Raw genomic sequence first — 16,956 nt, forward strand, 5'->3', positions numbered from 1 at the left:
GGAATTCAAGCGCAGCTTGACTCCAGCACGGTGGGCTCGTCACCCGACCACCGCCAGCGTCCGCCACCGGCGCGTTTGGCGGCATAGAGCGCGCGGTCGACCTGTTCCAGCAGCGACGCGGTACCGACGGCCGCATCAGCGGTAAGTTCGGTCACCAGGATGCCCGCGCTGGCGCCGATCCGCACCGGTTGTTGCGAGACGAAGAAAGGCAGCGACAGTGCCTCGACCACCCGCTTGGTGAGTGCCACCGCCGCATCTTTGCCAGCCGGTCCGCTGTCCACCGGGCGCAACAGCATGAACTCATCGCCGCCGAAACGGGCAACGGCACCTTGCGGCCCGATGCAGTGGGTCAATCGTTCGGCGACCTGGCGCAGCAGCGAATCTCCGGCGTGATGACCAAGCCGATCATTCACCGATTTGAACCCATCAAGATCGATAGCGATGATGGCGACGCGCCCCGCCGCGTTCTCCAGCGCCGAAAGGAACGCGGCACGATTCGGCAATCCGGTCAGGAAATCATGATGGGCCTGACGCGCGAGCGCCTGCTGGGCTTCCAGCCGCTCGATGAAGGCCGTGCTGAGATGACGGGAGGCTTCGCGCAGCATAACCCAGAACAGAAAGAGCATGCAGGCGCCGAGCTTGTAGGCGAGTTCCGGCCGGAGCAGGCCCGCCACGATGGTCGGCGCGAACAGCACGGCCGACGCCGACAGCACGATCCACGGACGCACCGCCGCACGCGAGACCATGCCGACGCAGAACGACATCGACAACCCGAAGCTCATCCACGCGCCGGCGGCATCGCCGAGCCGGAGCGCGCGGAACGAAAGCAGGCCGAGCCCGACCGAGAACGCTACCGCGCCGATGCCGTAGATGCGCTCCCAGCGCAACACGTCCTGATCAGAGAAATTCGCGAAACTCAACCTATAGCGGCGCAGGCTGTACAGCCGGCCCGCAGCGGTGATCAAAATGAGACAGGAGATCAGGGCATAGCCGATATCCCCGCTGTCCAGTGCAAGCGCGATCGCGCCGCTGCCGGAGGTCACGGTGATCGCGATGACCTGAGGCAGGGACGTGTAAAGCAGCTTGATCAGTTCGCGGCGGATGGCTGGCTGCACGGCGCCGGACAGATCGGTCGGTCTCATGGCCGGCACCATGCTGCCGAGTCACTAAGAAACGGTGATGTGGATCAGTCCAGTCGTTGCCAGTTTTCATGACAGGCTTAAAGGAGCATCAAGGCCAACGTAGCCGCAGCAGGAGTTCCGCTCTGGAACAAGCATACCGCCGTCATTCCGGGACGCGCCGCAAGGCGCGGGCCCGGAATCCATCGGGCCGCATGTGCAAGTGGAGACATGGCTTCCGGGCTCGATGCTTCGCGTCGCCCCGGAATGACGATAAGTCGTTGCGGGTCGCCAGTCACCACATCGTCTGGCGGGCGCGCTCCGGCCATTCGCGGTCATAGGCTTCACCGCCGACCTTGTTTTCGCTCATGCTGGCGAGGATCTGGCCGGGCGTCGGCAGTGTCCTGGGATCGACGCGCCTGTCGGGATTCCAGAGATCGGCGCGGACGATGGCTCTCGCGCACTGGAAGTAGATCTCCTCGACAGTCATAACGATGACGGAGCGTGGCGTCTTGCCTTCCATCTTGAAGGAAGCAAGCAAGTCCGCATCGATCGAGAGATGAGCGCGGCCGTTGACGCGCAGCGTGGTACCGGACCCGGGGATCAGGAACAGCAGCGCGACGCGCGGGTCGCGGACGATGTTGCGGAGCGAATCGACGCGGTTGTTGCCGCGACGATCCGGCATCAGCAGCGTGTTCTCGTCATGGATGCGGACGAAGCCAAGCAGGTCGCCGCGCGGCGAGCAATCGATGCCTTCGGGACCGATGGTGGCGAGCGCCGCGAACGGCGACGTCTCGATCAGGATGCGATAAGGTGGCGTGACACGGTCAGCGACCTTGACGGTAGAGGCGTCGTTGGGGAAGCCGTAGATCGCCTCCAATTGCTCGATCGTCGCGATACGTGTCATCGGCTTCCCTTGTTTACTCGTCCCAGCGGCTGCCCCTGATGATCCGCGCGAGCTGGCGCGCGTGATAGTCGGCAATCCCGACGTTCACGATGGTGAAGTCCGGCGTTGTCGTGGTCTCATCGACGGTGCGGCTGAGCCGGTGCTCGATCCGGCCGTCGCTCACCCGTCCGCGCATCGCCAGCCGTTCGGCCAGGACGTTCGGCGGCGCGGTGATCTGGACGACGATGACATTGGCATAGGCGCGGCGGGCCATCGATATCACCGTGCGCGAGACGTTGGCGATCACGGTGCGGCCGGCGCGGAGATCGTGATCGATCGCGCGCGGCAGGGCATAGCAATGACCATGCGCTTCCCAATGCATGGCATAGTCGCCGCGCGCCACCGCTTCCCTGAACGCGTCCGCGCTGACCTCCTCATTGTCCTCGGAGGCCGAGGAGGCGCGCGTGATCACGCGGCGCGCAAAGACGACATTCCCGTCCTCGCCACAGGCCACTTTGGCGAGCCCGAGCAGCGTATCCTTGCCGGCGCCGCTCGGACCGACCACCAGCACCAGGCGGCCGGGGCCGATCGCAGCAGATGTCTCGATTGCAAGTGCCTGTGCTTCCGTCATGCGACCCGCTCCCCTTCGCGCCAGACGCTGCGCACCACCGGGAGGTCGCGCGCGAGATGCACGCGGATCAGGTCGGCACGTTTGCCGACGGCGATCTCGCCGCGGTCGGTGAGCCCCACCGCTTCGGCCGGCGTCTTCGTCACCGTGCGCACGGCGGAAGCGAGGTCGATCGCCGGCACATGCTGCGGCAGTTGCAGCGCGGCCATCAGCAGGCTCGAAGGGATGTAGTCAGACGACAGGATGTCAAGCAGCCCCTCGCGGGCGAGATCGACCGCAGCGATGTTGCCGGAATGCGAACCGCCGCGCACGACGTTGGGCGCGCCCATCAGGATGTCGATGCCGGCCGTATGCAGGCAGCGCGCGGCTTCCATCGTGGTCGGGAATTCCGCGACGGAGACGCGGTCGCGTACGGCGTCGACGACGTTCTCTTCGGTAGTGTCGTCGTGGCTTGCGAGCGGGATGTTGTATTCATGCGCAAGCGCAACGATGGCGCGCATATTGGTGGCGGCATAGGCCTTCTGGTTGGCGAAGCGCCTAGCGAACAGCTCGTCGAGCTGGGCGTCGGTCATGCCGCCGCCCTTGCCGCGATAGTAGTCGCGCAGCTTCACCTCGTCACGGAACTGGCGCTGGCCGGGCGTGTGATCCATCAGCGACATCAGCCGCACGTCGGGCCGATCGATCAACTCCTTCGTCTCCTGCACCACATCGGGCATCGGGATTTCGCAGCGCAGGTGCAGGAAGTGGTCCGCACGCAGCAGATTGCCCTCGCGCGCCGCCGAGATCGCCGCCGCCAGAATACCGGCGCGGCCATCGACGTCCTCTGCGCCATCCTCGCGCCAGACCCTAAGCGAATCCAGCACCGTGGTGATGCCTGACGTCGCGAGCTGGGCGTCATAGGAGATGACCGAGGCGACCGGATCCCAGAACACCTTCGGGCGCGGCACGTAATGGGCTTCGAGATGATCGGTGTGCAGTTCGATCATGCCGGGCATGATGAGGTCGCCCTCGGCGTCCTCGCCGCTATCAGGCGCGCTCCCCTCGCCGAATTCGGCGACACATCCATTGGCGAGCGCCACCCAGCCGCGCTCGATGACGCGGTCGGCCAGCACAAGACGCGCGTTGCCAATGATAGTCTCTCTTGCGGTCATCTCCCCCTTCCCTCTCATGTCACCCCCTCATGCCGCCGCAGCGAATGACGTGACATCCACGATTCGGTCTGCAATCAGATGACGGATTTCATCGTCATGCACGATCGCGACCATCGCGACGCCGCGGCGTTTCTTCTCTCCAATCAGTTCCACCACCACGGCGCGATTGGCCGCATCAAGCGAGGCCGTCGGCTCGTCCAGCAGCAGGATCGGCAGATCGGACACGAAGCCGCGGGCGATGTTGACGCGCTGCTGCTCGCCGCCGGAGAAGGTCGAGGGCGGCAGCCGCCACAGCCGGCCTGGAATGTTGAGGCGGCGCAGCAGCGCGCCGGCCTTGTCGTGCGCCTCGGTCCGCGGCGTGCCGCCCGCGATCAGCGGCTCGGCCACGACGTCGATGGTCGGCACCCGCGGCACCGCGCGCAGGAACTGGCTGACATAACCGACGGTGGCGCGGCGCACGCTCAGGACCTGCCGCGGTTCGGCGCTGGCGAGATCGATCACTTTGCCCTGGTGGCGGATATCGATCCGTCCAGTGCCGCAGCGATAGTTGCCGAAGATCATCTTCAGGATCGACGACTTGCCGGCGCCGGACGGACCGGACAGCACCACGCATTCGCCGGGCTCGACATGGAACGAGACGCCGCTAACCACAGGCAATTCGACCCCACCCTGCAGATGCATGGTGAAGGTCTTTGCCGCGTTGGAGATTTCGATCATCGCAGTCATCGGTGCCCTCATGGCGGCAGGATCGAGGAAACAAGCAGTTGGGTGTAGGGCTCGCGCGGGTCGTCGAGCACCTGGTCGGTCAGGCCAGTCTCGATGACGCGGCCGCCCTTCATCACCATCACCCGGTGCGACAGCAACCGCGCCACGGCGAGGTCATGCGTGACGACGATGGCGGCAAGATCGAGCTCGCTGACGAGGTTGCGCATGAGGTCGAGCAGACGGGCCTGCACGGAGACGTCGAGCCCGCCGGTCGGCTCATCCATGAACACCAGGCGCGGCTCGGTGACGAGGTTGCGCGCGATCTGCAGCCGCTGCCGCATGCCGCCGGAATAGGTCTTCGGGGCATCGTCGATGCGGCCGACGTCGATCTCGACGCGATCGAGCCATGTCGTCGCGGTGTCGCGGATACGGCCATAGTGATTCCAGCCGACCGCCATCAGCCGCTCGCCGACGTTGGCGCCGGCGGAGACCGCCATGCGCAACCCTTGCGCGGGATCCTGATGCACATAGCCCCAATCGGTGCGGAACAGGAAGCGCCGCTCGGCCTCGCCGAGCGAAGCCAGATCGCGCAGCACGCCATCGCGCATCCGGTAGGATACGCGGCCCGCGCTCGGCGCGAGCTGCGCCGACAGCAATTGCAACAATGTCGATTTGCCCGAGCCGGACTCGCCGACGATCGCCAGCACCTCGCCGGGATAGAGCGAGAATGACACGTCGCGGCAGGCGGCCAGCCTGCCGTAGTTCTTCGACAAGCCGTCCGCGATGAGCAGCGGCTGATCATCGTCGGGCGTGGACACCGGCTCAGACATGCGCCCTCTCCTTGTGCGGCGCGGCGCTCTCGCGGCCGCGATGGCCTTCCGCCTGGCGCTGCTCGCAATAGTCGGTGTCCGAACAGACGAACATCCGCCCGCCCTTGTCGTCGGTGACGATCTCGTCGAGATAGGAGTTCTCCGCGCCGCAGAGCGCGCAAGGAGCATCGAAGCGGTACGGCTTGAACGGATGGTCCTCGAAATCGAGCGAGACCACGGTGGTATAGGGCGGGATCGCGTAGATGCGCTTCTCGCGGCCGGCGCCGAACAATTGCAGCGCGGCGCAATTATCCATCTTCGGATTGTCGAATTTCGGCGTCGGCGATGGATCCATCACATAGCGCGCGTTCACCTTCACCGGATAGGCGTAGGACGTGGCGATGTGGCCGAAACGCGCGATGTCCTCGTAGAGCTTCACATGCATCAGCCCGTATTCGGCGAGCGCGTGCATGCGCCGCGTCTCGGTCTCGCGCGGCTCGAGGAAGCGCAGCGGTTCGGGGATCGGTACCTGATAGACCAACACTTGCCCTTCATGCAGCGGCGCTTCGGGGATGCGGTGGCGGGTCTGGATCACGGTTGCTTCCATCGTCAACGTCGTGGTCGCGACGCCTGCGGTCTTGCCGAAGAATTTGCGGATCGAGATCGCGTTGGTGGTGTCGTCGGAGCCCTGGTCGATCACCTTCAATATGTCATCGGGACCGAGGATCGCGGCGGTGACCTGCACGCCGCCGGTGCCCCAGCCATAGGGCATCGGCATCTCGCGGCTTGCGAACGGTACCTGGTAGCCCGGAATCGCGATCGCCTTCAGGATCGCGCGGCGGATCATCCGCTTGGTCTGTTCGTCGAGATAGGCGAAGTTGTAGGATGGCGCGTTCATTCGGCGGCCTCCTGCAGCGGCTCCGATGCGTTTGCCTCGGCGAATTCCTGGCGCAGCCTGCGCAGCAGGCCGAGCTCGGACTGGAAGTCGACATAATGCGGCAGCTTGAGATGCTCGACGAAGCCGGTCGCCTGCACATTGTCCGAATGCGACATCACGAACTCCTCGTCCTGCGCCGGCGCCCTCACCTCTTCGCCGAGCTCGCGCGCACGGAGTGAGCGATCGACCAGCGCCATCGACATGGTCTTGCGCTCGCTCTGGCCGAAGGCGAGGCCATAGCCGCGGGTGAAGCACGGCGCCTCGGTCGCCGAGCCCTTGAACTGGTTGACCATCTGGCACTCGGTGAGCGCGATCGCGCCGAGCGGGACGGCAAAGCCAGCATCCTCGGCGAAGAACTCGACCTCGACCTCGCCGAAGCGGATCTCGCCGGCGAAGGGATGGTTGCGGCCATAGCCACGCTGGGTGGAATAGCCCAGCGCGAGCAGGAAACCTTCATCGGCGCGGGCGAGGTTCTGCAGCCGCAGATCGCGGTCGGCCGGGAAGCTGAGCGGCTCGCGCGTGAGGTCGCCGACCGGCGCGTCCGGTTCTGCTTGCGGCGACGGCTCGATCAGCCCATCGCGACCGAGGATGTCGGTGACGCGCGGCATCTCAGCCTCCGAAACCTCGCCGGTCGCGGGCACCTCCGGCACAAAGCCTTCGGCAAGCTGCGGATCAAGCAGGCGATGAGTATAGTCGAAGGTGGGACCCAGGATCTGCCCCCCGGGAATGTCCTTGAAAGTTGAGGAGATGCGACGGCGGATCTGCATTCTGCCGGTATCGACCGGCTCGGTGGCGCCGAAACGCGGCAGCGTGGCGCGGAAGGCGCGGACCAGGAAGATCGCTTCGATCAGGTCGCCGCGCGCCTGCTTGATCGCGAGCGCGGCGAGCTCGCGATCATAGAGCGAACCTTCCGCCATCACACGGTCGACGCCGAGCGCGAGCTGTTCGTAAATCTGCGCGAGCGTAAGCTCCGGCACCTCCCGGTCGCCTCGCCGCTCATGCGCGAGCAGGCGATGGGCGTTCTCGATGGCGCGTTCGCCGCCTTTGACTGCAACGTACATCGTTAGTTCTTCCCATGAACGAGCCGCGTGGTGCGCGGGATCGCAACAATCGAGGAGCCGTCGACCAGCACGACGTCGATGCCGCGCGGGAACAGCGTGGCGTTGACGGCGAGCCGATCGAACAGATCGTGCGGCTCAATGCTCGCGGTCAGCAAAGTTGAGCCGTCGATGCCGGGCCCGTGCAGCTCATAGGCCGTGCCGCGAGACAGGCTATCGACCTGCAGGATGAGCGTGGTCGAGCGATCGGGATATTCGCTGCTGCCGAGCGCAAAACGATCGAGCGCAGGAAGATTTTTGGGATCGCCAATCAGCGCAAAGCCCGCCATCGCGGGATGGTCGATGATGGGCGCGCCTGTGTGGAATTTCAGCCATTTGGCGGCATCGGAGGTCGATATCGCGCCATCGAGCCAAATCGGCGTGTCATGATCGAACAGCATCAGCGCGATCGCGGCTGTGCCGTGCATCATGCCCTCTGGCGCGCCGGCCGATGCCGCGATCCGCTGGACCGTCCCCGGACGCGCCAGCGCGTCCATCACGGAGCGGAACGTCGATTGCGCCGATAAGACCTTGTCAGAGAAACCCGGCGGCAGTTCAGCAACCGTCGTCATGTCCTTCAGCCCTCGCCGCGCACCATGGTGTAGAAATCAACCCGCGTCGCCGCCGTCTCCGCGGCCATTTGGCTTCGCCTTGCGATCATGGCCGTACGCAGCGGCGCGATCACTTCCTGCTCGACTGCGTCGGCAAAAGCGTCCGATTGCGCCATCGCGTCGCATAACGCGATCATTTGCGCCTTCTCATGGTCGCGCCCGAGCGTGTAGCCAAAGCCGACCTGGCCGGTCGAAAGCAGCACCGCTGAACGCGAGACGGTCGCCTCGCCGAGGTTGAAGGATATGCCGTCGCCGCCGACCCGGCCGCGCACCATCACGAGGCCGTTCTCCGGCTCGCGCAGGGTTTTGTGATCGGGCAGCGCCATCGCGCTGAGCCGGGCCGAAATATCGGCGGCCTCCGACTGCGCGAGCACCGCCATTGCCGCCCTGCGCTGCGCCCGCCTGCTGTCTTGCTCGGTCTTCATCATGTCGCGGAACCTTGCCTGACTCAAGTTGTCTATGATAATAGACAACTTGATAAGCAAACGCCATGACTGTTTCATGACACAGGCATGATTTTGGACAGAACTGGGTTTCCGGGATGAGCCTGCAGGACACCTCCTCATCAGGGGTCGCGCTGTGGCGATTGGTGGCCGACGGCATCGAGCGCGGCATCGCCGAGGGCCGCTTTGCCGCCGGCGAGAAGCTGCCGGGCGAGATGGAGATCGCGGAGACCTACCGCGTGAACCGGCACACGGTGCGGCGGGCCTTGGCGGCGCTGGCCGAGCGCGGACTGGTGCGCGCCGAGCGCGGCAGCGGCACCTATGTGGAAGAGCAGAAGATCGCCTATCCGCTGCGCTCACGCACGCGATTCTCTGAGATCGTCGGCGCCGGCGGCCGCGAACCGCGCGGGCAATTGATCGATGCGTCGCAAGACGTGGCGAGCCGCGAGTTGGCGCGAGAACTCGGACTGAAGACCGGCGCGCCGCTGGTTCGCATCGAGTCGGTGCGGCTCGCCGATCGCGCGCCGATCTGCGTCTCCACCGCCTGGCTTTCCGCCGAACGCTTTCCGGGCGCCGGAGACGTCTTCGCTAGCGTCCGTTCGATGACGAAGCTGCTCGAACATTTCGGCGTCCGCGACTATCGCCGCGCCTCGACCCGAATCACCGCAGGGATCGTCGACGCCACCGACGCCGCGCGGCTCGACCTGGCGCTCGGCCGCCCGATCCTGGTGGTCGACTCGACCGACGTCGATCCCGACGGCAGGCCGCTGGTGACAAAGCGCTCGCGCTTCGCGGCGGAGCGTGTGGAGTTTTTGGTGGAGAACGGGTGAGCTTGTTCTTCCCTCTCCCCGCTCTTCGCGGGGAGAGGGTCAGGGTGAGGGGCTGCTTCCGCAAATTCGATAGACAGGAGTCCGCGGAGAATCCCCCTCACCCGGCGCTTCGCGCCGACCTCTCCCCGCAAGAGCGGGCGAGGTGACTCCTACGCCACCGCGCGCTGGCCGATGATGGCGAAGCGGAGTTTTGTCGAGATCCAGTCGATCACGGCGACCGCGATCAGGATCATCAATATCAGGAACGACACCTTCTGCCATTCCAGCACGCGGATCTGCTCGGCGAGCTGCAGCCCGATGCCGCCGGCGCCGACGATGCCGATAATGGTGGCCGAACGTGTGTTCGATTCGATGTAATAGAGCACCTGCCCGGCGATGACCGGCAACACCTGCGGCAGGAGACCGAAGCGAATCTCGTGCAGCGTGCTGCCGCCGGAGGCCCTGATGCCTTCGACCTGCTTCTTGTCTGCGGCTTCAATGGCCTCGGAGAACAACTTACCGAAGGCGCCGAAATCCGACACCGCGATGGCGAGCACGCCGGCGAACGGACCCAGGCCGACGACATTGATCCACACCAAGGCCCAGATCAGCGTGTCGACGCCGCGGATCGAATCCAGAAAGCGCCGCACCGGAAAGCGGAAGATGGCGGAGGGAATGATGTTGCGCGCCGCAAGCAGGCTGACCGGCAGCGCCATGCAAGCGGCAAGCGTGGTGCCGAGCAGCGCGATCGACAGCGTCTCGCCGAGCGCGGAGAGATAGGTCGGCAGCGACGAGCCGGGGTCGGGCGGGATCATCATCAGCGTGATCCAGCCGAGCTCGCGGAGCCCGCTCACTAGCCTCGACGGCGAGAAACCGAGATCGAACAGGCCGAAAGCAAGGACGGCGAATGCCGCGAGCAGCATCAAGGGTGTGGCGAGCCGGGCCGATGCCGGCCGCTCGAAAACGTCAGGATATTTCGCCCGCAACGCCTGCGGGTCCGGCTTCGGCAACTGGCTCATGCCCGCGCCTCCTTGCCGAACAGCTTTGCGCGCAGCCAGCCGGTGGTGATGTCGATCACGAACACGGTCACGATGATGGTGACCAGGATGGCACTCACGTCGGAATAATAGAATTTGCGGATCGCGACCACGAGCTCCTGCCCGATACCGCCGGCGCCGACAAACCCCATCACCGACGCTTCGCGGACGTTGATCTCAAAGCGCAGCAGCGCGTAGCTGGCATAGCCCGCCGAGACCTGCGGCAGCACCGCAAAACGCATACAGGAGAGCCAGCTCGCACCGGTTGAGCGGATGCCCTCCACCGGCTTCATGTCAGCATTCTCCACGATCTCGGAGAACAATTTGCCGAGCGCACCGGTCGAATGCACGGCGATCGCGAGCACGCCGGCCATCGGGCCAAGGCCGAACGCAATCACGAAGACCAGCGCGAATACGATGCCCGGCACAGTGCGGGCGAATTCGAGCAGGCGGCGGACGATGAAGCGCAACCACGGTCCGGGCGAGGTATTCTGCGCGGTGAAGAAGTTCAGCGCGAACGCAAAGACGGCGCCGATCAGCGTGCCGACATAGCTGATCAGAATGGTCTCGGCGAGCAGCTTCAGCCATTTCTGCCAGCCCCAGAACCATTCGCCGACATCGGTCCAGACCCGCTGGCCGCTATCGAGCGTGAGGATGCGGTCGAAATAAGAGACGAAGTTACCGAAATAAGTGAAGAGCGTGCGCAGATTCACTTCGGCGCCGATGCCTGCGACGACGAGTGCGCCGAAGAACACCGCCCCCGCCATCATCGTCTTCAGCCGCTTGCGCGCAACCGCCTTGCGATAGGCATCGTTCAGCGCCGCAAGCTGCTGGGCGGGAAGAATGGATACGCCGGTGGCCATCGGATTTGCTGCTTGCCTCGACAGAAACAGGCCGGGTCGCAATCGACCCGGCCTGCGTATTCGTATCGATCGATCAGGACGCCTTCTTCTTGCGCAGCGCGTCGACGAACTTGATCAGCTCGATCGTGCCGTCCCAATCCTTGGTGGTCGCGGGGTGGAAGCCCTTCTTCTGGCCGTCCGAGAGCTTGTCGAACATCGCTTTGTCCTTGGTCGGCGCATCGAAGAACGCCTTTGCGATCGCAGCCTTGAGATCGTCGGGAAGATCGGAATTGTAGGCATAGGGCCCGTTGATGATCTCGGCCGACTTGTGGATGATGCGGAAATCATCCTTCTTCATCGGCGAGCCGTCCGCGTTCTTCAGCATCCCCTTGTGCAGCATCTGGGCGAGCGTGGAGTCGGCGTCACTGGTCCACTGGTTGGCCGCGACATCGACTGTTCCTTGCGAAAGCGCGAGAACGGCGTTCTCGTGGCTGCCGGTGAAGACGACCTTGCTGAAATAGGCGTCGGCGTCCGGAATGCCCTTCTTGTTGAGCTCGAAGCGCGGCACGTTGTTGCCGGAGGTCGAGTTCGGATCGACGAGGCCGAGGTTCTTGCCCTTCACGTCCTCCACGGTCTTGTAGGGGCTGTTCGCCTTGACAAAGAACACCGAATAGTAGCCGGTCGAGCCGTCGGCATTGATGTCGTTGGCGAAGGCATCGGTCTTGACGCCGGTCAGCCGCGCGCGGGCGAAGGAGGCCGAACCGTAGCTTGCGATCTGGATGTTGCCGGAGCGTTGGCCCTCGATCACGGCGGCGTAGTCGTTGGCGATGCGCAGCGTGACCTTCACGCCGAGTTCCTTGGAGAGGTGGTTGACGAACGGCGTCCAGCGCTCGGTGACGCCGGAGGCGTTTTCGGCCGGCACGACCGCGAAGGTCAGCTCCGGATATTTGGCCTTCCAGTCCTGCGCCGAAGCGGACGCGGTGAGCGCGAGCGCTGCGGCGCCGGCGAGAACGATGCGACGAGTGATCATGGTTTACCCCTGTGTTGTGGCAACGCCTGTTAGGCCACTGCACACTGCAGCGACTTTCCCTGGATTTGAGGTTGCGACGTTCAGGCCGCGGCTGCGGTGCCGAGCGCCGGAGCTGTTGCGGCATCGGGCGCGGGCATTGGCGCCCCGCCGATGACATCATTCGCCTCGAGATCGTAGAGCTCGCGGGCGATGTGATCGGTCAGCATCGACGGCTGACCGTCGAACACCACGCGGCCTGCCGCCATGCCGATCAGGCGGTCGCAATAGCTGCGCGCCAGATCAAGCGAATGCAGGTTGCAGAGCACGGTGATGCCGAAATGCTTGTTGATGCGCAAAAGCGCGTCCATCACGATCTTGGTATTGCGCGGATCGAGCGAGGCGATCGGCTCGTCGGCGAGGATGATGTCGGGCTCCTGCACCAGCGCGCGGGCGATCGCGACGCGCTGCTGCTGGCCGCCGGAGAGCTGGTCGGCGCGCTGGGCGGCGAACTGCGCCATGTCAAACTGCTCGAGCGCCGACATCGCGAGCGCCCTGTCTTGCTCGGGCCAAAGCTGGGTCAGCGAACGCCAGGACGGGATCTCAGCAAGGCGACCCATCAGCACATTGGTCAGCACGTCGAGCCGGCCGACCAAGTTGAACTGCTGAAAGATCATCGCCGAACGCGCCCGCCACTGCCGCAGGGCCTTGCCGCGCAGTGCGGTGACATCGACACCTTCGAACAGGATGCGGCCTTCGGTCGGATCGGCGAGACGATTGACCATCCGCAGCAATGTCGACTTACCGGCGCCTGAGCGTCCGATCACGCCGACAAAACTACCGGGCTGAACCGAGAACGAAGCATTATCCACCGCGGCTTTTGTGCCGAAACGGCACGTCAAACCTTCCACCACCAGCATGCAGTGCTCCGAACCCGTCACATCGGCCCAAGGGCTAACGCCACCGCATTACAGTTGTGTGACAAACCCGTTGCAGTGCCGCAATCCTGTACAGCGTCGGCGGCGTCACGCATCTGTCACGCTAATGTTATGAAGCGCATCGAAGACGTGCGCTCCCCGCAATCGTTCGAGAGGTGAAAATGGCCGGCAAGATGCTTTCTGTTGTACCGATGGTCGATCCAACCGCCTCGGTGCGCGATAGCCAGCTTGGGGCCTATACCGAGGTCGGCGCGCGAACCATCCTGCTCGACGTCACGATGGGCGATTATTCGTACGTCGTGAATGACGCGCAGCTCACGTACACCACAATCGGCAAATTCACCTCGATCGCGGCGATGACCCGGATCAATCCCGGCAATCATCCGATGCATCGTGCGTCACAGGCGCATTTCACCTATCGCGCCAGCGCATACTTCCGAGGCGAACATGACGAGACCGAATTCTTCGCGTGGCGCAGATCGCACCGCGTGCATATCGGCCATGACGTCTGGATTGGGCATGGCGCGATCATCCTGCCCGGGCGCTCGATTGGAACCGGCGCGGTGGTCGCGGCCGGCGCGATCGTGACCAAGGATGTTCCCGCCTATACCATCGTTGCCGGCAATCCGGCGCGGCCGATTCGCAAACGCTTTCCCGACGACATCACCAGCCGTCTTGCGGCGCTCGCCTGGTGGGACTGGGATCACGAGACGCTGCGACAGGCATTGCCCGATTTCCGCAAGCTCGCTATCGAGGACTTTCTCGGCAAATATGAAGCGCAGAGCGCGCCAACAGCCCGACGGAGTGCCATCTCGTGACCGACATTATTATCGAACGCGGCAAGGCGCTCGTCGAAGGCGAACTCGTTGAAACGCGCCTGCGGACCACGGGCCGCGACATCGCAGCGCTCGGCGGCGATGGAGACGGCCGCGGCGCGCTCGGCATCGACGCGCGAGATCTGCTGGTGCTGCCCGGCATCGTCGATCTGCATGGCGACGCCTTCGAGCGGCAGATGATGCCGCGCGCCGGCGTCGATTTTCCGATCGACGTGGCGCTCGCCGACAGCGACCGCCAGGCGATCGCAAACGGCATCACCACGGTGTTCCACGCCACCACCTGGTCGTGGGAGCCGGGCCTGCGCAGCGCCGAGAATGCGCGGAGGCTGCTGGAGGCGATCGAACAGATGCGCCCGCAGCTTGCTGCCGACACGCGATTCCATTTGCGCCACGAGACCTACAATCTGGATGCCGAAGCGGAGATCATCGTCTGGCTCGCGGAGGGCCGCATCGATCTATTCGCGTTCAACGATCACATGGATGGGACAATCGGGGACCTGGCAAAGCCGCGGAAGCGCAACCGGATGGTGGAGCGGACCGGACTTTCGGCCGAGGAATTCGACCACCTGGTCGCACGCGTGGTGGCGCGCGCGGACGATGTGCCGGCTTCGGTCTCCCGCCTCGCCAGCGCGGCGCGTTCAGCCAATGTCCGCATGCTCTCGCATGACGACAACAGCCCCGAGATGCGCAAGGCGTTTCGCAACCAGGGCGTCGGCATCGCCGAATTCCCTGTCAACGAAGAGACCGCGCGCGACGCAGCAGCCGCCGGCGACGATGTCGTCTACGGCGCGCCCAACGTCGTGCGCGGCGGCAGCCATACCGGCTGGACCAAGGCGTCTGACATGATCGCCAAGGGCCTCTGCTCGGTACTGGCCTCTGACTATTACTATCCTGCACAATTGCTCGCGGCCTTCCGTCTCGCCGCCGACGGCGTGCTGCCGCTGGAAAAAGCGTGGGACCTGATCTCGGCAGCGCCGGCGCGCGCCGCCGGACTCGACGACCGCGGCGTGCTCGCCGAAGGCCGCCGCGCCGACATGATCATCGTCGACGATAAGGTGCCGCTGCGGCCGCGCATTGTCGCGGTGATCGCTGCGGGACGCCTCGTGCATCTGGCCGACGCCAGCCGGCTCAGCTATTCCACAGCACCGCGCAAAGCGGTTGCAGCCGCCTGACGCGACGATGGCCAACTATCCGCGTTATGCCCTCTACTACGCGCCGGCGCCAGGCAGCGCGCTCGATCGCTTCGGTGCCGAGATGCTCGGCTACGACGCCTATCGTGGCGGCGACCTGCCTTTTCCCGAGGGCATGCCGCCGGACTGGCGCGAGATCACGCAGGACCCGCGCAAATACGGCTTTCATGCCACGCTGAAAGCGCCGATTGCGCTGGCGGAGGGAAAGACCGAGGCCGATTTGGTTGGGGCATGCGAGGCTTTCGCCGATACGGCGCGGCAGATTCCAGTTATCGAACCCATCGTCGATTCGATCAGCGGCTTCATCGCGATGATCCCGGCAAAGCCGTCCGCGGAGTTGCAACAACTCGCGGCCGACGTGACGCGCGACTTCGATTCATTGCGCGCGCCACTGATGCCGCAGGATCGGGCACGAAGAAATCCCGAGCGATTGACGCCGCGGCAGGTCGAGTATCTCGACCGCTGGGGCTATCCTTACGTGATGGAAGAATTCCGCTTCCACATGACGCTGACGGGGCGATTGGAAGCCGAGCGCCGTGAAGTCGTGGTGCCGATGCTGCGTGAGCGCTTTGCCGCCATCCGGCTCGGAACGCTCCCGATCGACCGGCTCGCGCTGTTCCGCCAGGACGATGCAGCATCGCGCTTCCGGATTATTGGACACTGGCGAATACGAGCACTCCTGTCGTCCCGGCCTTGAGCCGGGACCCATAACTATGCGGTGTGCTCCGCTGTAACCGCTTGCTCGCGCCACGACCACCTCCTGTGGTTATGGGTCCCGGCGTTCGCCGGGACGACAGGAGAGAGTCTGTCCGCGCGGTGGGCAGCTGCGCTTTGCCCACCCTAACGTTCTTCGCCTACTCGTCCGTTTCTTCCGGCCTTGTGCGGGCGATGATTTCGGCGGCGCCTTTGTCGAGCAACTCCAGTCCGACAGCGCGGCCGAGTTCGCGGGGGCGATCGGCGGCGCCGGTGCGCGAGGCTTCGATGAAGCGGTCGCCGGTTTCATCCAGCACCGAGGCGCGCAAAATCATCTCGCTGCCAGCGAACGTGGCATGGCCGGCGATCGGCGAATTGCAATGGCCGTTCAGGACCCACAGTACCTCGCGCTCGGCTTCGGCGGCGAGGCGCGATGCCGCATTCTCGATCTTCGCAAGACGGGCGCGCGTCGCAAAATCGTTGGCGGCGCATTCAACGGCGACGATGCCCTGCCCGACCGAGGGCAGCATCTCGTCGACCGGGAAATCATAGGCGATGCGGGACGCTCGCCCGATGCGCTCCAGGCCCGAGCACGCCATCACCAGCGCATCGGCCGGGCCGACCTCGCCGCCATCGGGCAGGCGCTGCTTGTCGCCACGATCGAGCTTTGCAATCCGCGTATCGGCGGCGCCGCGGAAGTGGATCACGGTCGCTTCCGGAAACAGCCGGCGCAGATACGCCGCGCGGCGCACCGCGTTGGTACCGATCTTGAAGCCCTTGCCGCGGCTCGCGCGGAAGCTTTCCAGCGAAAGCCCGGGACGCACCACCAGGCAATCGGTCGCGGCGTCACGCGGCAGGGTCGCGCCGATCACGAGGCCCGGCGTCTCCTCATTGCCCGGCACATCCTTCAGCGAATGCATCGCGGCCTGCAGCTCGCCCGCGCGCATCGCCTCGCGGATCTCAGCGACGAAAGCGCCGCCCTTGCCGCCATGGCGCAGCAACTTGCTGGTCTGGTCCTGATCGCCGCGGGTTTCGAACCTGACAATCTCGACGATCAGGTCAGAAGCCGACGCACGCAACAGCCGCGCGACTTCCTCGGTCTGCGCCATCGCCATGGCCGTCTTGCGCGTGCCGATGCGTAAGGTCTGTCCCGCCACAATGTCTCCGTTCGAGCCGCCGATAAAGCCGAGGGATTAGAGCAAAAGCCCAGTCAAAACAAC

19 protein-coding genes are annotated in these 16,956 nt (G+C 64.9%); 4 read left to right on the forward strand and 15 right to left on the reverse strand.

Going from position 1 to position 16,956, the window contains the following annotated elements:
- Positions 1 to 5 precede the first annotated feature (5 nt).
- The 10 genes from J6497_RS07965 to phnG form a co-directional block, all read right to left on the reverse strand.
- The gene (locus J6497_RS07965) at positions 6 to 1,142 is read right to left on the reverse strand and encodes a GGDEF domain-containing protein (RefSeq protein ID WP_225703700.1); all 1,137 of its coding nucleotides are present in this window, start codon (positions 1,140 to 1,142) and stop codon (positions 6 to 8) included.
- Between the two features lie 271 nt (positions 1,143 to 1,413).
- Complete coding sequence (locus tag J6497_RS07970; protein ID WP_225703701.1) at positions 1,414 to 2,025, reverse strand: pyridoxamine 5'-phosphate oxidase family protein; 612 nt, start codon at positions 2,023 to 2,025, stop codon at positions 1,414 to 1,416.
- A 13-nt stretch (positions 2,026 to 2,038) separates the two neighbouring features.
- Complete coding sequence (gene phnN, locus J6497_RS07975) at positions 2,039 to 2,635, reverse strand: phosphonate metabolism protein/1,5-bisphosphokinase (PRPP-forming) PhnN (RefSeq protein WP_225703702.1); 597 nt, start codon at positions 2,633 to 2,635, stop codon at positions 2,039 to 2,041.
- A complete protein-coding gene (locus J6497_RS07980; RefSeq protein ID WP_225703703.1) occupies positions 2,632 to 3,783 on the reverse strand; it encodes an alpha-D-ribose 1-methylphosphonate 5-triphosphate diphosphatase in 1,152 nt (383 codons plus the stop codon). Before J6497_RS07980 ends, phnN begins: the two co-directional genes overlap by 4 nt.
- 27 nt (positions 3,784 to 3,810) lie before the next feature.
- Complete coding sequence (gene phnL, locus J6497_RS07985; protein ID WP_225703704.1) at positions 3,811 to 4,509, reverse strand: phosphonate C-P lyase system protein PhnL; 699 nt, start codon at positions 4,507 to 4,509, stop codon at positions 3,811 to 3,813.
- Positions 4,510 to 4,517: 8 nt separating this feature from the next.
- Entirely contained in the window at positions 4,518 to 5,318 is an 801-nt protein-coding gene (phnK, locus tag J6497_RS07990) for a phosphonate C-P lyase system protein PhnK (protein WP_225703705.1), read from the reverse strand.
- Positions 5,311 to 6,195 (reverse strand): alpha-D-ribose 1-methylphosphonate 5-phosphate C-P-lyase PhnJ, encoded by an 885-nt coding sequence (locus J6497_RS07995; RefSeq protein WP_225703706.1) that lies wholly within the window; start codon positions 6,193 to 6,195, stop codon positions 5,311 to 5,313. The genes phnK and J6497_RS07995 overlap by 8 nt, the downstream gene beginning before the upstream one ends.
- Complete coding sequence (locus tag J6497_RS08000) at positions 6,192 to 7,295, reverse strand: carbon-phosphorus lyase complex subunit (protein ID WP_225703707.1); 1,104 nt, start codon at positions 7,293 to 7,295, stop codon at positions 6,192 to 6,194. The genes J6497_RS07995 and J6497_RS08000 overlap by 4 nt, the downstream gene beginning before the upstream one ends.
- A gap of 2 nt (positions 7,296 to 7,297) precedes the next feature.
- Complete coding sequence (gene phnH / locus J6497_RS08005) at positions 7,298 to 7,903, reverse strand: phosphonate C-P lyase system protein PhnH (RefSeq protein ID WP_225703708.1); 606 nt, start codon at positions 7,901 to 7,903, stop codon at positions 7,298 to 7,300.
- Positions 7,904 to 7,908: 5 nt separating this feature from the next.
- Entirely contained in the window at positions 7,909 to 8,370 is a 462-nt protein-coding gene (gene phnG, locus J6497_RS08010) for a phosphonate C-P lyase system protein PhnG (protein ID WP_225703709.1), read from the reverse strand.
- Positions 8,371 to 8,483: 113 nt separating this feature from the next.
- Here phnG and phnF point away from each other — a divergent pair, with 113 nt between their 5' ends.
- Positions 8,484 to 9,215 (forward strand): phosphonate metabolism transcriptional regulator PhnF, encoded by a 732-nt coding sequence (phnF, locus tag J6497_RS08015; protein WP_225703710.1) that lies wholly within the window; start codon positions 8,484 to 8,486, stop codon positions 9,213 to 9,215.
- Positions 9,216 to 9,364: 149 nt separating this feature from the next.
- On the opposite strand, the gene phnE (J6497_RS08020) is transcribed toward phnF, so the two are convergent.
- The 4 genes from phnE (J6497_RS08020) to phnC all read right to left on the reverse strand — a co-directional run bounded on the left by phnE (J6497_RS08020) (position 9,365) and on the right by phnC (position 12,999).
- Positions 9,365 to 10,213, reverse strand: a complete 849-nt coding sequence (phnE, locus tag J6497_RS08020; RefSeq protein ID WP_225703711.1) for a phosphonate ABC transporter, permease protein PhnE — start codon at positions 10,211 to 10,213, stop codon at positions 9,365 to 9,367.
- Complete coding sequence (phnE, locus tag J6497_RS08025; protein WP_225703712.1) at positions 10,210 to 11,094, reverse strand: phosphonate ABC transporter, permease protein PhnE; 885 nt, start codon at positions 11,092 to 11,094, stop codon at positions 10,210 to 10,212. The genes phnE (J6497_RS08020) and phnE (J6497_RS08025) overlap by 4 nt, the downstream gene beginning before the upstream one ends.
- 73 nt (positions 11,095 to 11,167) lie before the next feature.
- Complete coding sequence (gene phnD / locus J6497_RS08030) at positions 11,168 to 12,103, reverse strand: phosphonate ABC transporter substrate-binding protein (RefSeq protein WP_225703713.1); 936 nt, start codon at positions 12,101 to 12,103, stop codon at positions 11,168 to 11,170.
- Between the two features lie 80 nt (positions 12,104 to 12,183).
- Positions 12,184 to 12,999: a phosphonate ABC transporter ATP-binding protein gene (gene phnC / locus J6497_RS08035; RefSeq protein ID WP_225703714.1), complete on the reverse strand. Its 816-nt coding sequence runs from the start codon at positions 12,997 to 12,999 to the stop codon at positions 12,184 to 12,186.
- A gap of 179 nt (positions 13,000 to 13,178) precedes the next feature.
- Here phnC and J6497_RS08040 point away from each other — a divergent pair, with 179 nt between their 5' ends.
- The 3 genes from J6497_RS08040 to J6497_RS08050 are packed head-to-tail and all read left to right on the forward strand — an operon-like array spanning position 13,179 to position 15,740.
- Positions 13,179 to 13,835: an LbetaH domain-containing protein gene (locus J6497_RS08040; RefSeq protein ID WP_283844400.1), complete on the forward strand. Its 657-nt coding sequence runs from the start codon at positions 13,179 to 13,181 to the stop codon at positions 13,833 to 13,835.
- Positions 13,832 to 15,025: an alpha-D-ribose 1-methylphosphonate 5-triphosphate diphosphatase gene (locus tag J6497_RS08045; RefSeq protein ID WP_225703715.1), complete on the forward strand. Its 1,194-nt coding sequence runs from the start codon at positions 13,832 to 13,834 to the stop codon at positions 15,023 to 15,025. Before J6497_RS08040 ends, J6497_RS08045 begins: the two co-directional genes overlap by 4 nt.
- A 7-nt stretch (positions 15,026 to 15,032) precedes the next feature.
- On the forward strand, positions 15,033 to 15,740 hold the full coding sequence (locus tag J6497_RS08050; RefSeq protein ID WP_225703716.1) for a DUF1045 domain-containing protein: 708 nt from the start codon (positions 15,033 to 15,035) through the stop codon (positions 15,738 to 15,740).
- A gap of 157 nt (positions 15,741 to 15,897) precedes the next feature.
- Here the strand turns inward: J6497_RS08050 and hemC are convergent, their stop codons facing one another.
- Entirely contained in the window at positions 15,898 to 16,893 is a 996-nt protein-coding gene (hemC, locus tag J6497_RS08055; RefSeq protein WP_225703717.1) for a hydroxymethylbilane synthase, read from the reverse strand.
- Positions 16,894 to 16,956: the final 63 nt, after the last annotated feature.

It is taken from the genome of Bradyrhizobium cenepequi (assembly GCF_020329485.1).
Lineage (GTDB): Bacteria > Pseudomonadota > Alphaproteobacteria > Rhizobiales > Xanthobacteraceae > Bradyrhizobium > Bradyrhizobium cenepequi.

Coding starts and splice junctions, on each gene's coding strand:
- J6497_RS07965 (WP_225703700.1), bottom strand. CDS start 1,142: ATGAGACCGACCGATCTGTCCGGCGCCGTGCAGCCAGCCATCCGCCGC.
- J6497_RS07970 (WP_225703701.1), bottom strand. CDS start 2,025: ATGACACGTATCGCGACGATCGAGCAATTGGAGGCGATCTACGGCTTC.
- phnN (WP_225703702.1), bottom strand. CDS start 2,635: ATGACGGAAGCACAGGCACTTGCAATCGAGACATCTGCTGCGATCGGC.
- J6497_RS07980 (WP_225703703.1), bottom strand. CDS start 3,783: ATGACCGCAAGAGAGACTATCATTGGCAACGCGCGTCTTGTGCTGGCC.
- phnL (WP_225703704.1), bottom strand. CDS start 4,509: ATGACTGCGATGATCGAAATCTCCAACGCGGCAAAGACCTTCACCATG.
- phnK (WP_225703705.1), bottom strand. CDS start 5,318: ATGTCTGAGCCGGTGTCCACGCCCGACGATGATCAGCCGCTGCTCATC.
- J6497_RS07995 (WP_225703706.1), bottom strand. CDS start 6,195: ATGAACGCGCCATCCTACAACTTCGCCTATCTCGACGAACAGACCAAG.
- J6497_RS08000 (WP_225703707.1), bottom strand. CDS start 7,295: ATGTACGTTGCAGTCAAAGGCGGCGAACGCGCCATCGAGAACGCCCAT.
- phnH (WP_225703708.1), bottom strand. CDS start 7,903: ATGACGACGGTTGCTGAACTGCCGCCGGGTTTCTCTGACAAGGTCTTA.
- phnG (WP_225703709.1), bottom strand. CDS start 8,370: ATGATGAAGACCGAGCAAGACAGCAGGCGGGCGCAGCGCAGGGCGGCA.
- phnF (WP_225703710.1), top strand. CDS start 8,484: ATGAGCCTGCAGGACACCTCCTCATCAGGGGTCGCGCTGTGGCGATTG.
- phnE (WP_225703711.1), bottom strand. CDS start 10,213: ATGAGCCAGTTGCCGAAGCCGGACCCGCAGGCGTTGCGGGCGAAATAT.
- phnE (WP_225703712.1), bottom strand. CDS start 11,094: ATGGCCACCGGCGTATCCATTCTTCCCGCCCAGCAGCTTGCGGCGCTG.
- phnD (WP_225703713.1), bottom strand. CDS start 12,103: ATGATCACTCGTCGCATCGTTCTCGCCGGCGCCGCAGCGCTCGCGCTC.
- phnC (WP_225703714.1), bottom strand. CDS start 12,999: ATGCTGGTGGTGGAAGGTTTGACGTGCCGTTTCGGCACAAAAGCCGCG.
- J6497_RS08040 (WP_283844400.1), top strand. CDS start 13,179: ATGGCCGGCAAGATGCTTTCTGTTGTACCGATGGTCGATCCAACCGCC.
- J6497_RS08050 (WP_225703716.1), top strand. CDS start 15,033: ATGGCCAACTATCCGCGTTATGCCCTCTACTACGCGCCGGCGCCAGGC.